Annotated in this window: 13 protein-coding genes and 2 tRNA genes; 10 read left to right on the top strand and 5 right to left on the bottom strand. The window is 43.9% G+C overall.

The window, feature by feature from the left end; translation table 11 throughout:
• Positions 1-14 precede the first annotated feature (14 nt).
• The 8 genes from BacF7301_RS01870 (at position 15) to BacF7301_RS01835 (ending at position 7004) form a co-directional block, all read left to right on the top strand.
• Positions 15-668 (top strand): ExbD/TolR family protein, encoded by a 654-nt coding sequence (locus BacF7301_RS01870; protein WP_167959718.1) that lies wholly within the window; start codon positions 15-17, stop codon positions 666-668.
• A 26-nt stretch (positions 669-694) separates the two neighbouring features.
• Positions 695-1510, top strand: a complete 816-nt coding sequence (locus BacF7301_RS01865; protein WP_167959716.1) for an energy transducer TonB — start codon at positions 695-697, stop codon at positions 1508-1510.
• A gap of 4 nt (positions 1511-1514) precedes the next feature.
• Positions 1515-2462 carry a PstS family phosphate ABC transporter substrate-binding protein gene (locus BacF7301_RS01860; RefSeq protein ID WP_167959715.1) on the top strand — a complete coding sequence of 316 codons (948 nt, stop codon included), beginning with the start codon at positions 1515-1517 and terminating at the stop codon, positions 2460-2462.
• Positions 2463-2483: 21 nt separating this feature from the next.
• Positions 2484-3950: a tetratricopeptide repeat protein gene (locus tag BacF7301_RS01855; RefSeq protein ID WP_167959714.1), complete on the top strand. Its 1467-nt coding sequence runs from the start codon at positions 2484-2486 to the stop codon at positions 3948-3950.
• Between the two features lie 172 nt (positions 3951-4122).
• Positions 4123-4968, top strand: a complete 846-nt coding sequence (locus tag BacF7301_RS01850) for an ABC transporter ATP-binding protein (protein ID WP_167959713.1) — start codon at positions 4123-4125, stop codon at positions 4966-4968.
• A 6-nt stretch (positions 4969-4974) separates the two neighbouring features.
• Positions 4975-5805 carry a hypothetical protein gene (locus BacF7301_RS01845; RefSeq protein ID WP_167959712.1) on the top strand — a complete coding sequence of 277 codons (831 nt, stop codon included), beginning with the start codon at positions 4975-4977 and terminating at the stop codon, positions 5803-5805.
• A 10-nt stretch (positions 5806-5815) separates the two neighbouring features.
• Entirely contained in the window at positions 5816-6184 is a 369-nt protein-coding gene (locus BacF7301_RS01840; protein WP_167959711.1) for a GntR family transcriptional regulator, read from the top strand.
• 13 nt (positions 6185-6197) lie between these two features.
• Positions 6198-7004, top strand: coding sequence for a hypothetical protein (locus tag BacF7301_RS01835; RefSeq protein WP_167959710.1), 807 nt, complete (start codon positions 6198-6200; stop codon positions 7002-7004).
• Positions 7005-7088: 84 nt separating this feature from the next.
• Here BacF7301_RS01835 and BacF7301_RS01830 read toward each other — a convergent pair whose 3' ends face one another.
• From BacF7301_RS01830 to BacF7301_RS01820, 3 genes are all read right to left on the bottom strand, one after another.
• Entirely contained in the window at positions 7089-8729 is a 1641-nt protein-coding gene (locus BacF7301_RS01830; protein ID WP_167959709.1) for an alpha-galactosidase D, read from the bottom strand.
• Between the two features lie 105 nt (positions 8730-8834).
• Positions 8835-8910: transfer RNA gene (locus BacF7301_RS01825), tRNA-Pro, on the bottom strand.
• A gap of 13 nt (positions 8911-8923) precedes the next feature.
• Positions 8924-8996, bottom strand: a tRNA-Phe gene (locus tag BacF7301_RS01820).
• Between the two features lie 199 nt (positions 8997-9195).
• On the opposite strand from BacF7301_RS01820, the gene BacF7301_RS01815 reads away from it, so the two are divergent.
• The gene (locus BacF7301_RS01815) at positions 9196-10452 is read left to right on the top strand and encodes a sensor histidine kinase (protein WP_167959708.1); all 1257 of its coding nucleotides are present in this window, start codon (positions 9196-9198) and stop codon (positions 10450-10452) included.
• A 92-nt stretch (positions 10453-10544) separates the two neighbouring features.
• Here BacF7301_RS01815 and gadC read toward each other — a convergent pair whose 3' ends face one another.
• Entirely contained in the window at positions 10545-12254 is a 1710-nt protein-coding gene (gadC, locus tag BacF7301_RS01810) for a glutamine/gamma-aminobutyrate antiporter GadC (protein ID WP_167959707.1), read from the bottom strand.
• Positions 12255-12470: 216 nt separating this feature from the next.
• On the opposite strand from gadC, the gene BacF7301_RS01805 reads away from it, so the two are divergent.
• Positions 12471-13253 carry a potassium channel family protein gene (locus tag BacF7301_RS01805; RefSeq protein ID WP_167959706.1) on the top strand — a complete coding sequence of 261 codons (783 nt, stop codon included), beginning with the start codon at positions 12471-12473 and terminating at the stop codon, positions 13251-13253.
• A gap of 310 nt (positions 13254-13563) precedes the next feature.
• On the opposite strand, the gene glsA is transcribed toward BacF7301_RS01805, so the two are convergent.
• The gene (gene glsA / locus BacF7301_RS01800; RefSeq protein WP_167959705.1) at positions 13564-14529 is read right to left on the bottom strand and encodes a glutaminase A; all 966 of its coding nucleotides are present in this window, start codon (positions 14527-14529) and stop codon (positions 13564-13566) included.
• Positions 14530-14536 lie beyond the last annotated feature (7 nt).

Here is a 14536-nt window from a genome sequence, read left to right as displayed (position 1 = left end):
AAGGAGGAAACAGAATGAGTGCTGAAGTACAAGAGAGCGGCGGAAAAAATGGAAAGAGCAAACAGAAGAAATTTGCCGTAAGGGTGGACTTTACCCCGATGGTGGATATGAATATGTTGCTGATTACTTTCTTCATGCTTTGTACCACCCTGAGCAAACCTCAGACGATGGAGATAAGCATGCCGAGCAACGACAAGAATATTACTGAACAACAGAAGAGTATGGTGAAGGCTTCGCAGGCAATTACATTATTGCTGGGAGCGGATAACAAGCTCTATTACTACGAAGGGGAACCGAACTACAAGGATTATACTTCGTTGAAAGAGACTAGTTACACACCGGACGGCATACGTGCCGTACTTCTTCAGAAGAATGCGGCTGCCGTGAACAAAGTGAGAGCTTTGAAGCAGCAGAAGCTGGACTTAAAGATTTCCGAGGAGGAATACCGCAAACAGGTTTCCGAAATTAAGAGCGGAAAAGATACGCCGACCGTGATTATCAAGGCGACGGATGATGCTTCTTATATGAATCTGATTGACGCGCTGGACGAAATGCAGATATGCAATATAGGTAAGTATGTGATTACGGACATTGCCGAGGCGGACGAGTTCTTGATTAAGAATTTCGATGCTAAGGGACAGTTGTCGCAGAACCTTGCCGATAAATGATGTAACACCTAAAAAAGAAAAGTAAAATGGCAAAAATAGATTTAACTTCTTCGGAATGGTGTCAACTGATTTTTGAAGGCAAGAATCAAGCGTATGGCGCTTATAAGATGCGCGCCAATTCAACGAAACGGCATAATCTGGCGATGCTGGCCGTATTGGTCATCGCATTGATCGGGTTTACGATTCCTACGCTGGTGAAGTTGGCAACTCCGAAACAGAAAGAAGTAATGACGGAGGTCACTACTCTGTCGAAACTGGCAGAACCGGAAATCAAACAGGAAGAGATGAAACGGGTGGAACCTGTTGCGCCTCCCCCGCCTGCATTGAAGAGTTCTATCAAGTTTACGGCTCCTGTCATCAAGAAGGATGAAGAGGTGCATGAGGATAATGAGATAAAGAGTCAGGAAGAGTTGACTTCTACAAAGGTGTCTATCTCCATTGCCGACGTGAAAGGTAATGACGAAGCGAATGGTAAGGACATCGCGGACTTGAAGCAGGTGGTGACACAGGCTGCGCCGGAGCCGGAAAAGGTATTCGATATGGTAGAGCAGATGCCTGCTTTCCCTGGTGGACAACAGGAATTGATGTCGTATCTGGGTAAGAATATCAAATATCCGACGATTGCCCAGGAGAATGGAACGCAAGGGCGTGTCATTATACAGTTTGTGGTGGAGCGTGATGGTTCTATCTCAGATGTGCATGTGGCTCGTGGTGTAGACCCTTATCTGGATAAGGAAGCTGTACGCGTGGTAAAGAGCATGCCGAAGTGGATTCCGGGTAAGCAGAATGGTAAAGCGGTACGTGTGAAGTTCACCGTCCCGGTAATGTTCAGATTACAATAAAAAGATGATGAAAAGACAATTTTGGCTGATAGGAGTCGTTTTGCTGCTGGCATTAAGTGCTTGCCGCTCTAAATCGAAAGAGGGACCGACGGATACGTATTCGTCCGGTGTGATAGCTATTGCGGCGGATGAAAGTTTCGAGCCCATTGTACAGGAAGAAATCGATGTGTTCGAGAGCCTGTATCCTCTGGCCGGGATTGTCCCTCGCTACACAACGGAAGTGGAAGCGATTAATTTACTTCTGAAAGACAGTGTCCGGTTGGCAATCGCAACCCGGACACTGACTGAAGAAGAGATGAATTCGTTTCACAGCCGTAAGTTCTACCCCCGCGAGATTAAGTTGGCTACCGATGCATTGGCATTGATTGTGAATCGTGCGAATCCGGATTCTTTGTTGAGTGTACGTGATTTCCGCCGTATCCTGACGGGAGAAGCGAAAAGTTGGAAACAGGTGAATCCACGTTCAGGCTTGAAGGAGATTCAGGTAGTGTTCGACAATAAGAATTCGAGTACCGTACGCTTTGCGATGGATTCCGTATGTGGCGGGAAACCGCTGGCTGCGGAGAATGTGAGTGCCTTGAAGACTAATCAGCAGGTGATAGATTTTGTAGCGAAGAATCCCGAAGCGATAGGTGTAATCGGGGTGAACTGGCTGGGCAACCGCAGTGATACCACCAACCTTTCTTTCAAGGAAGAAATCAGAGTGATGGCGGTGAGTGCCGAGGATGTGGCGACTCCCGAAAACAGTTATAAACCTTATCAGGCTTATCTGTATTACGGCAACTATCCGTTGGCACGTCCGATTTACGCAATCCTGAATGATCCCCGCAACGGGCTGCCCTGGGGATTCACTTCTTTTATGACATCCGACAAGGGGCAGCGGATCATATTGAAATCCGGACTTGTTCCGGCTACACAGCCGGTGCGTATTGTCCATGTGAAAGACGAATAATAACTAAAATTAGAGACTATCATGAAACGAGTACAAATGTTTTTAGCTGGAGCGTTTATAGCAGTTGGGTCGCTCTACGCGCAATCACCCGATGCCGAATGGCAGGCAGGCGTTGCAAAATTGAAGGAAACTATTCAGACGAATCCGGCACAGGCTGCCGAAGAAGCTGAACATCTGATAAAAGGAAAGAATAAGAAGAATGTGGAACTTCTGGTGGCTGTCGGAGATGCCTATCTGGATGCCGGCAAACTCACCGAAGCTCAGGAATATGCTGCTCTTGCGAGGAAAGCGGATGGCAAGTCGCCCATGGCTTCCGTATTGGAAGGGGATATTGCCGTGAAACAGAAAAATGCGGGTCTTGCTTCTCAAAAATATGAAGAGGCTATTTACTTCGACCCGAAATGTGCGGATGCTTATCTGAAGTATGCGGATATTTATAAGTCGGCGAGCGCAAGCCTTGCCATTGAAAAGCTGAATCAATTGAAAGCACTGGAACCGTCCAACACAGCAGTAGACAAAAAACTGGCAGAGATTTATTATTTGAAGAATGATTTTAGTAAAGCGGCGGACGCTTATTCGCGTTTTGCCATGGGGCCGACGGCAACCGAAGAGGATTTGGTGAAGTATGCGTTTGCCTTGTTCCTGAACCATGATTTTGCAAAGTCGCTCGAAGTGGCGAACATGGGCTTGCAGAAGAATCCCCGCCACGCTGCGTTCAACCGGTTGGCAATGTATAACTATACGGACTTGAAACGTTTTGACGAAGCGATAAAGGCTGCGGATATTTTCTTTAATGAGTGCGACAAGGCCGATTATTCTTATTTGGATTATATGTATTACGGGCATCTACTGGAAGATTTGAAGAAGTATGACGATGCGGTGGTGCAATACGAAAAGGCGGTTGAAATGGAACCGGCAAAGACGGATTTATACAAGAATATCTCTGCTGCTTACGAGCAGAAGAATGATTATAAGAAAGCGATCAGTGCTTACCAGAAATATTATTCATCTCTTGATAAAGAAAAACAGACTCCGGATTTACAATTCCAGTTTGGCAGACTTTATTATGGAGCGGGTACGCAACCTGATTCGTTAACAATCACTGTCGATGAGCGCAAACAGGCTTTGGCATCTGCCGATTCTGTTTTCCAGGTTATCGCAGTGGAGGCACCGGACAGCTATCTGGGTAATTTCTGGCGGGCACGTGCCAATTCGGCACTCGACCCCGAAACAACTCAGGGATTGGCGAAGCCTTTCTATGAGGAAGTGGCTACTTTATTGGAAAGTAAAAACGACCCTCATTACAATGCTGCCCTGGTGGAATGTTACAGTTATCTCGGATATTATTATCTGTTGGCTATCGAAAACCCGGCATTGAAAGCCGAAGCGAAGGCGAACAAGGATACATCGAGGGAATACTGGAGCAAAATTCTGGCTATAGACCCCGCTAATGCTACTGCTAAAAGAGCATTGGACGGCATCAAATAGTGAATAATTTTAGTTGTTTGTCGTGACAGGAGAAGTGGAGAGTGATCTTAGCTTCTCCTTTTTTTGCACTTTTTTCTGCTTTTCTATTGCTTTATTCAAAAGATTGTCTACTTTTGCAGTGTACTATTATACTAATACACTAGATTTGATTAATTTATTAAACAAAAGTACTATGATTGCAGTAGAAAATCTTTCATTTACTTATCGCAAATCGAAGCGTGAGGTGCTCCGAGACTTTTCTCTCTCATTCAAATCCGGCAGGGTATATGGACTGTTGGGAAAGAATGGCGCCGGAAAGTCCACTCTTCTTTATTTGATGTCCGGGTTATTGACGCCTAAAAGCGGCAGGGTGATGTTTCACGATACGGATGTTCGTCGCCGGTTGCCGGTAACTTTGCAGGATATGTTCCTGGTTCCCGAGGAATTTGAATTGCCTTCGGTGTCTTTGGTCAGTTATGTGGAGCTGAACAGTCCTTTCTATCCTCGTTTTAACAAGGAGGAGATGATTAAGTATCTTCATTGTTTTGAGATGGATATTGATATTGATCTCGGATCGCTGTCTATGGGACAGAAGAAGAAGGTGTTCATGAGTTTCGCGCTTGCTACGAATACATCGTTGCTATTGATGGACGAGCCGACCAATGGGTTGGATATTCCCGGAAAGAGTCAGTTCCGCAAGTTTATCGCGTCGGGTATGTCGGATGAAAAAACGATTGTGATTTCTACGCATCAGGTTCGTGATATAGATAAGGTGCTCGATCATGTGTTGATTATGGATGAAAGCCGTGTGCTGCTGGATGAATCGACAAGTGAAATCTGCGACAAACTTTACTTTGTGGAGAGTGACAACCGAGAGTTGGCAAAGAGTGCTCTCTTTGCGATTCCTACAATTCAAGGTAACCATCTGATACTTCCCAATGTAGAGAAAGAAGAATCGGAGATTAACCTGGAACTTTTGTTTAATGCTACATTGGCTGCTCCTGAAGAGATAGCCCGATTGTTTCACGCTCAAAAATAAAAGACGATGATAAAAGATACTTTTTTCAGTTTGCCTCGTTTTATGAATCTTTGCCGCAAAGAGATGGTGGAGAGTTGGAGATCGAATGTGCTTCGTATCGTATTGCTTTATGGAGTGATGGCGGTGGCGGTAATTTGGAACGGATATTTTGAATATAGGGGGAACTATTCGCATACAACAGATCCTGCGTGGTCTTTTCTTCTGATTGCTTTTATATGGGGTTTGTGGATCTTCGGCTGTCTAAGCGCTTCGTTTACAATGGAGAAGATGAAAACAAAAACGAGCCGCACTTCTACATTAATGACTCCGGTAACTCCTTTTGAGAGATTTTTTTCACGCTGGTTTGTGTTTACGGTGGTATTCCTGGTGGTTTTCTTGATTACTTATAAATTGGCGGATTATACGCGGGTGATAGTTTATTCGTTGACTTATCCTGAAAAGGACTTTATTGCTCCTGTTGATTTGTCTCATCTGGTCGGCAAGGGAAAAGATTATTATACATTGTGCAGGACAGGATGGGAGTTCGGAGCATTGATAGCCGCATATTTCTTCGTTCAGTCTTTATTTGTATTAGGCAGCACTATATGGCCCAAAAACTCATTCCTGAAAACATTTGCATCGGGAACGATTATCGGGATAGTTTATTTCTTGGTGGGAGTTTTTATGAGCAAAATATTGTTGCAGAGTAATAAGTATTATTCTTTCCCGGGTGATATTATAATGTCCGATGAAGCTATGTGGGGATTATTAATTGCTGTCAGCATATTCTTTACCCTGTTTAACTGGATACTTGCTTATTTCCGTTTCAAGGAATCAGAAATTATTAACCGAATGTAATCCTTAGCTTATGAATTTTAAAGAAAGTAAAGCCATTTATTTACAAATTGCAGATAGAATCTGTGATGAGATATTGCTGGGGCAGTATCCGGAAGAAGAACGTGTCCCTTCGGTCAGAGAATATGCTGCTATTGTAGAGGTGAATGCCAATACGGTGATGCGTTCTTTTGATTATCTCCAGGTACAGAATATTATTTATAATAAACGCGGTATAGGATATTTTGTAGCATTGGGGGCTAAGGAAATGATTCATTCTCTTCGCAAAGAAATCTTTTTGAAAGAAGAGTTGGAGTATTTCTTTCGCCAGCTTTATACGCTTGATATTCCGATGAAGGAGATAGAAGCAATGTATCGTGAGTTTATAAAAAAGCAGAAATAAAAAACGAAATGTTATGAAACGTACTACTTATATATTAATAGGTCTTATCGTCTCCGGATTGATTGTCATTGTCGCATTTATAGTTCTAATATCCGTATCAGGACAATCACATCAGAGCAATGGTCTTTTTGTCGGGGGAGATGAACGGGTAGAAATGAATTTGGACAATGTACATACAGTGAAGATGTTTATTAACAGGGATAAGGATGGTGAAAACAGGTGGGCTTATGTGAATGGTGATGTGACAGTGACAAGTCCTTCTACAGCAGGAGAAAGAAAGATTGTTTATCCGAAGAATCAGTATCTGAAAGTAAGTCAGGTAAATGACACGTTGCTGATGGAACTTGATTTTAGTAATGGGAATATTCCTGCGAAGTTTCTTGATAGAGACAATATCTATGCGACAGGGATGGATGTACAATTATCTGTGGATTCGCTAAACAGCCTTCTTTTTTATACGAATGGTTTAAAGATGAACTTGAAGAAGGTAAAAATGGATTCTTTGTTTATATATGCTCTTCATCAGGAAGTATTGCTTGACTCTTGTCAGTTCCGTTCTTTTAGTGTTGATGGAGAAGGTTTGAGATTTAAAGCAAAGGATAGTAAGATAGAAAATTTTTATCTGAATCTAAATAGTACATGGGACTGGAAATTTGAGAATTGCGAAATAGGCACAGAATATCTTAGAGGCAGTAATTCTCATCGTAACTCTTTGCAGGTAGGAGAGTGCAAGCGGGTTGTATGGACTCCATTGAATGAAAAGGCTCAATTACAAGTGGCACTTAGAGAGAGTGCGGAAATTATAGTGAGTCCGAAATAGTAACTAGACGTAGCTAAACAGAAAAGGAGCAAAATGAGATAGATTCATTGTTGCTCCTTTTTATTATATAGGCTCTTTATACTTTTATAGCGCTTTGGTCAGCGTGAAACAGTCAATGTCCGGTGCCCAGTTATAGCTGTTTCCCATGCGGATGGTATTATATCCTGCTTTCAGTTCTACAGGAATGGAGATTTGATTGTGCGTTTCGTCTTCTCCCAATGAATTGATTTTTGTGATAATGCCGTTGACGTCTACTTCCAATTGTCGTCCTTTACCGAATGAATAGTAAATGGTCATGTTGTAACGTCCGCCGTCTCCACTGTACACTTCGCGCCATTCAGCATAGTTTTCCGGTTGTCCGCCGAGGAATCCCACTTTCATTTTGCCGGATGCTTCCTTGTCGTTGGCGTAAATAATACCTTTAGGGTTCTTGCCTAAGTCGTTGAAAAGAGGTAAGTACGCCCATTCCGCTTCATACAAAGTCGGTTCCAGGCGTGTTTCGCCTTCCATACGAAGGAACATGGCACTGTGTGCAGGCAGAGTCTGTTCAAAGTTGCCGGAGAAACTGCCTAAATCACTACGCTTTACCAAATCACGAACTTTCACGTTTCCGTCAAATTCCAGAGAAGAGAATGGAACGGAGAAAGTGCATACTGTATCAGTAGGATTGTATAATGCCACAGCACGTACATTGCCACGTTTCTGTTCGATATCTTTCACCAGTACATAGCCGTCGTTTTCGTGCTGCGCTACATAAGCCTGCAATCCCAGCGGGTCTTGATTGAGTGCGATTAATTCTTTATTTGTCAGCAATTCGAGTGAAGATTCCGGCAGGTTCTCCAGATTGCAACCGATAAGCAAAGGAGAGCTCATGATACACCACAAACCGAAATGGGCTTCTTCCTCAGTCGGGGTAAGTCCTTTTCCGCCTACTTTGCTGTCGTCGCGGAATCCGATTACCATCATATCCATATCGTTGTAATGTCCGTTTCCGGCATAGGCGGACAGGTAGAGATTCTTTTTGACTACATATTTCAATGAGCCCCAATGCGCATTAATATCTCCGCTGATACGCCAGGAAGTAGCTACGTCTTTCGCCCAAGTACCGGGGAAGGCCCATCGGCAGATATTCACGGAAACATCTTTGTTCACTTTGTCTATGCTGTTGCGGATAGAGGTGTAGCGTTCTTTTTCATTCAGTCCCAGCACATCTCCACCGCAATAGTCTATTTTGATAAAGTCGAATCCCCAGTCGCCGAAGTATAACTGGGCATCCTGCGGTTCGTGACCATAGATGCCTGCACCTACTCCTGCCGCGTCATTGTCCCAAATGGAACCGCAGGTGTTGTTACCTGCATCCGTATAGATACCGGCTTTCATGCCCAAGCCATGAATGTGGTCAGCCACCGGTTTCATACCGTTCGGAAAACGTGTCTCATGCGTTTGCATGACACCGTTATCATCTCTTTTCCCGAAGAAGCCGTCGTCTACATTAATATACTGATACCCTGCATCTTTCAGGCCTTTCTTCACCATAAGGTCGGCTTGATGTTTAATAATATCTTCGCTGATGTCAACCCGGAATACATTCCATGAACTCCATCCCATGATGGGGGGATTGAACGTTTGCTCCTTGTCCGAAAGAGTAGTTTGAGTCTTTGTGCAACTGGTGCACAACAGGGTAGCGGCTGCTACTGCTGTAAGAAAATAGAATCTGTTCTTCATGATATAATAGGTTAGAGTTCTCTTGTATTGTTGTCCCGATTTCGTCCCGGATACTTGAAAAACATAAAGGGTAACTTACTGAATTACAGAAAGCTACCCTTTATTTGGTCGGAATGAGGTGACTCGAACACCCGACCCCTACGTCCCGAACGTAGTGCGCTACCAACTGCGCCACATTCCGATTGCTTGAGAAGTGGTGCCACCAGGAATCGAACCGGGGACACAAGGATTTTCAGTCCTTTGCTCTACCAACTGAGCTATGGCACCTTTCTCGTTTGCGGGTGCAAAGATAAGTATATTTTTTAATACCGCAATAACTTTGAAAGAAATTTTCGACAATTTCTGGTATCGGAAAAGATAGTTGCTTTTTTTAGTAAAGAAATATATAGATAAATAATAATTTTCAGCCGATATTTCATAAATTTACGCAGTAAAACATTCAAGCAATATCAAAACACTCTATACCATGGTGACATTAGCCGTTTTTATCATAGCTATTTTGGCAATCTCCCTCATTTATACACTGTTGAAATATCAGGCGCTTCGGAAAGTGGTATATTCCAAAGTGACAAAACCGGATAAGTCTAAAGATCCAAACTTGATTTTGCAGAATATCAATGCGTACTTTCTATTGATTGACAGGAATTTTATTGTCCGTGATACTAATTATTATTCATTGAACGGTCTTCCGGCTCCTGAAGACGGAACAATGCAAAGGGTAGGGGACTTGCTGCATTGCCGGAATGCGGTTGCGGCGGGAGAGTGCGGCAAGCATGAACAATGCAAACTTTGTAGTGTCCGTACATTTATCACTAAGGCTTTTCGTGACAAGGCGAATTTTAAGAAACTGACGGCTTCTATGAAGTTGTTAAGTGAAGATGAAAAAAGTGTGATTCCTTGTGATGTTTCAGTTTCGGGAGCATATTTGAATGTTGATGGGGAGGACTTTATGGTATTGACCGTTTATGATGTGACGGAATTGAGGAACGTGCAACGGTTGTTGGCGATTGAAAAGGAACATTCTATCTCTGCCGATAAGTTGAAATCTGCCTTTATCGCTAATATGAGCCATGAAGTGCGTACACCGCTGAATGCGATTGTCGGATTTTCAGGTTTGATGGTATCTGCTTCCAGTGAAGAAGAAAGGAAGATATATGCTGATATTATCACAGAGAATAATGAGCGTTTGTTACGCCTTGTCAACGATATTTTCGACCTTTCGCAAATCGAGGCGGGGGCGGTAGGATTTCAATATTCGGAATTTGACGCGAATGACTTGCTGCGGGAACTGGAAGGAATCTTCAGGATGAAGCTGAACGGGCAGTCTCCGGTAGAATTGGTTTGCGAAGCACAGTTGCAGCCGATTATGATGTATTCGGAACAGCAACGTATTATTCAAGTATTGACAAACCTGCTGCATAACGCGATGAAATTTACAGAATCGGGTGAAATTCGTTTTGGCTGCCATATGGAAGGGGCGGAGAAAGTGTATTTCTTTGTGTCCGATACGGGTATCGGCATACCGAAAGAGGAACAGGACAAGATATTCTCCCGTTTCATTAAATTAGACCGGGAAGTGCAGGGGACAGGGCTTGGACTGACGCTTTCGCAAACCATTATCAAGCATTTGGGCGGAGATCTCGGACTGGACTCGGAGGTGAACAAGGGTTCTACTTTCTCTTTTACACTGCCGTTGGTCATACAACAGGAAATGATAAGATAAAACTCTCCGTTGATTATAAATAATCCCGCTTCAGCTATTCGAAAAGCTGAAGCGGGATTACTTTTTTCAGATGCAGGATGTACGTTTAGTCTTTACGACTTAGGTGCATCCTTATCCGTGTTTCCGGTTCCCGGAGACGTATTGCCTGAAGCGGAACTTCCACTCGAAGCGGCAGAATTGCCTGAAGGAGCGGCGCTTGAAGTGGTTGCATTGGAAGTTGTTGCACCAGGAGTGGTTGCGCTTGAAGCGGTGGTACTTCCTGTACTTGTGCTTGCGGTAGTTGCGGAAGCAGGACGGGCTGCGCTTGCAGTTGCGCTGCCGGCGGCTACATTAGCAGTAGCGACTTGCGGTTGAACTTCCCAGTGGAACGGTTCGAAGTTAGAGTTAGGGTCTACCCACGACGGTTTCTTAGCTGCGTAGATAATGAACGGAGCAACGACAACAATGATTGCACCGATAATCAGTACGGAGAACCAAACGGTATTGCTACCTGTGGAAATCTGACTGGGCGGGATGAAGCTGAGGATAAAGGCAAGCAATGAACCACAGAATCCGAGTCCGCCGACGAACCACATCAAACCGTTACCGGCCTTACCGATACGGAACGGGCGATTCAGTTTTTTCATCTTATAACGCAGTGCGATAGCTCCTGAGAACATCAACAGATACATGATAAGGTAAAGGATAACTGTCAACTGTGACAGAATCTGATAGAAACTCTGTACGGAAGGCATAACTACGAACAGCAAACTTAATACGGTAACAGCGATACCCTGTACGAACAAGATGTTCTTCTGTACGCCCAGTTTGTTTGTTTTCTGGAAGAACGGAGGCATGTAACCGGCTTTACCTACGGCAAAGATACCTTTTGACGGACCGGCAACCCATGTCAATACACCTGCCAATACACCGAATGCAAGGGCGATGGCGATGATTGGTGACAACCAGGAAGCATGGATATACTTGAAGTAGTTGTCAAAACCGACGAGTAAGCTCTGAGTAAGGTTAATGTCTTTTGCAGGGATGATAACACCGAGTGCGAAAGTACCGAGAACGAAGATAAGAACGGTGATAAGAGCACCGATAAATACTGCCTTCGGGTAGTTCTTGGATGGGTTTTCTACGTCTTTTACGTGGATACCGCCCATTTCCATACCAGCATAAAACAAGAAGATACTAGCGGCGAGAACGACATTATCAAAGTTGGTAAAGTCAGGAATGAAACTGCTGTGGAAATCCATATTGGATTGTCCGCCGGTTGCCAGATAAATGATTCCGAGGATAATCAACAGGGCAGCGGGGATAATCGTACCGACCATACCGCCTATTTTGGCTACTTTGCCAACCCAGCCCATACCTTTCAGTGAAATGAAAGTAGCCAGCCAGTAGATGATAAGTACTACGGCAAGCGTATAATACTTATTGTTTGCCAGTGACATGTCATGTACGTCATTCATTCCGATAAAGGCGATGGATACGGCACCGAATGTCAATACTGTCGGATACCAGATTGTACTTTCAATCCATTGCACCCAGATGGCGAGGAATCCCAGTTTTTTGCCGTAGGCCTCGCCTACCCACCGGAACACACCACCCTGTTTATCCTGAAACATTGCCGCCAGTTCGGCTGCAACGAGCGATGTCGGGATCAGGAAGACAATCGCTGCGAAAAGATAGTAGAAGGCCGAACTCATTCCGTATACGGCCTCGGCTGGCAGTCCACGCAAAGATACTACCGCCGTAACGTTCATGATAGCCAGCGTAAACACGCCCAGCTTCACTGCATTTTTAATATTTGCCATAAGTTAAGGTTTTAAGTGAAAAATATTTTAAAGTCAGTGATATAACAACATTTTGCGTGAGATGTTCCCGCAATCTCTTTCAAAGTTCGTTAATTAACATCGCTAAATTGCTATATTGTAACTTCAAAATAGCTTGTGTAGAAACAATCTCTTTCTCTGATTGTTTCTACACAAGCTAAATTATATAAGAATCATTTTGTTATAAACTAAGTAGTTATGAAATCAGCGCTTTCAGATTTTGTTTTTGGGAAAAAGGGGATTTATGGTATTCTCCACCTTATTATATTAGTAATGTCCCTTTTCCTGGTTATCAGTATTTCTGTGGATACTTTTAAAGGAATTCCTTTTTATACACAGTCGTCGTACATGAAGACCCAGTTATGGATTTGTCTTTGGTTTCTTTTCGATTTTGTACTGGAATTCTTCTTGTCGAAACACAAAGGGCGCTATCTGCGCACGCATTTCATCTTTCTGCTCGTAGCTATCCCTTATCAGAACATTATTGCTTATTATGGTTGGACATTCTCGCCCGAAGTCACTTATCTGCTTCGTTTCATTCCTTTACTGAGAGGCGGGTATGCACTTGCCATTGTGGTGGGATGGCTCACTTACAACCGGGCTTCGAGCCTGTTTGTCTCTTATCTGACTATGTTGCTGGCGACGGTTTATTTTTCCAGTCTTGCGTTTTTCGTGCTTGAGCATAAAGTGAACCCGTTGGTTAATGGGTATGGAGACGCTTTGTGGTGGGCGTTTATGGATGTTACTACCGTCGGGTCGAATATCATAGCGGTGACGACTACCGGGAGAGTACTTTCCGTGTTGCTGGCCGCTTTGGGAATGATGATGTTCCCTATTTTTACAGTCTATATAACGAACCTGATTCAGCAATCCAACAAGCGGAAAAAACAATATTACGAAGCGGAAGAACAGCAGAAAAAGGCCGCTGTGCAGAAACAAGCCGCAGCGGAGAAACCTGCAGTGCAGAACACGCAAGGATAATATGACAAGAAATAAAAGTAGCTTCATCATCCTGGCTTATGGGGGTGATGAAGCTATTCTTGTATATAAGGGATTGTAAATCAGTAGTTAATTATTGTTTTTAATAGTCTTGTGACTATTCTTTATAAACACAGGAGAATATGTAACAAGAAAGATATATAACCTTTTATCTTTGCGCAAAGATGTATAGGCGCAGTCTCTGTTTATATCTAACAAAGATAATTGGTGTGAAGTCTTCACAGGATAAGGGGAATAAAAAAAGGTTACTATCGCAAGATAGTAACCTTTACGTTTTTTTCAAAAGAGTCTTTTAGTCGACAATAGTGATATGATTGTGACCGAATACATTCAATCCCAATTTATTCATGATGTACTGGATAGACAACTGTGCTTTGACAGAGTTACCCGATCCATCCAAAGGAGGAGCGAATGCAGCGATACCGAACTGTCCGGGTAATACACCCATCACACCACCGCCTACACCTGTTTTAGCAGGAATGCCGGAAGTGTACATCCAGTCGCCGGTATGTTCGTAGAAACCTACTGCGGCAATCATGGCTGTGATTTTAGGAGCCAGGCTGGCATCGAACACTTCTTTCTTGGTCACAGGGTTCACACCGCCGTTGGCGATTGTTCCGGCTGCAATGGAAAGTTGCAATGCAGTAACTCCCAGTGAGCACTGGCGGGTATAAAGGTCGAGTGACATATCCGGGTCGTCATAGATACGGTTGTAGTTCTTCAGCAGCCAGGCGATAGAACGGTTGTTGAAGTTCGTATCCGATTCGGATTTGTACAATTCGTCAATCAACTGGGGAGCGCTGCCGCACAAGTCGGTTACGTTTCCTACGATGGCATCCCATTTCTTGGCGGAGTCACCGATAGGTTGCACCATACTGCAGGCAGAGATTGCACCGGCGTTTACCAATGGGGTAGACGGATGGTCGTTCTCCAGCAAGATAGCGATGATTGAGTTGAAAGGCAAGCCGGTTGCGTCGGCTCCGATTTTGTCCAGAATCTCCTTGGCGCCATATTGACGCAATGCAAGAATAGCCGTATGTACTTTGGATACGGATTCTATGCCGAAGCGGTAGTCAGTATCTCCCACATGGATGGTCTGCCCGTTGAGCAGGCAGACACTTATTCCAAAGAGATCTTTGTTGACATTTGCCAGGTAAGGGATATAGTCGGCGTTCTTGCCGCCGGTATTGGTTTTTACCTGATCGTATGCCTCTTGTACCACTTCCTGCAATTGAGCGAGTGTTACTTTTTTATCCATAGATCTT

It is taken from the genome of Bacteroides faecium (assembly GCF_012113595.1).
GTDB classification, from domain to species: Bacteria; Bacteroidota; Bacteroidia; order Bacteroidales; family Bacteroidaceae; genus Bacteroides; species Bacteroides faecium.
Note: the sequence above shows the minus strand (reverse complement) of the source record. Positions and strands in the feature narration are given on the sequence as shown.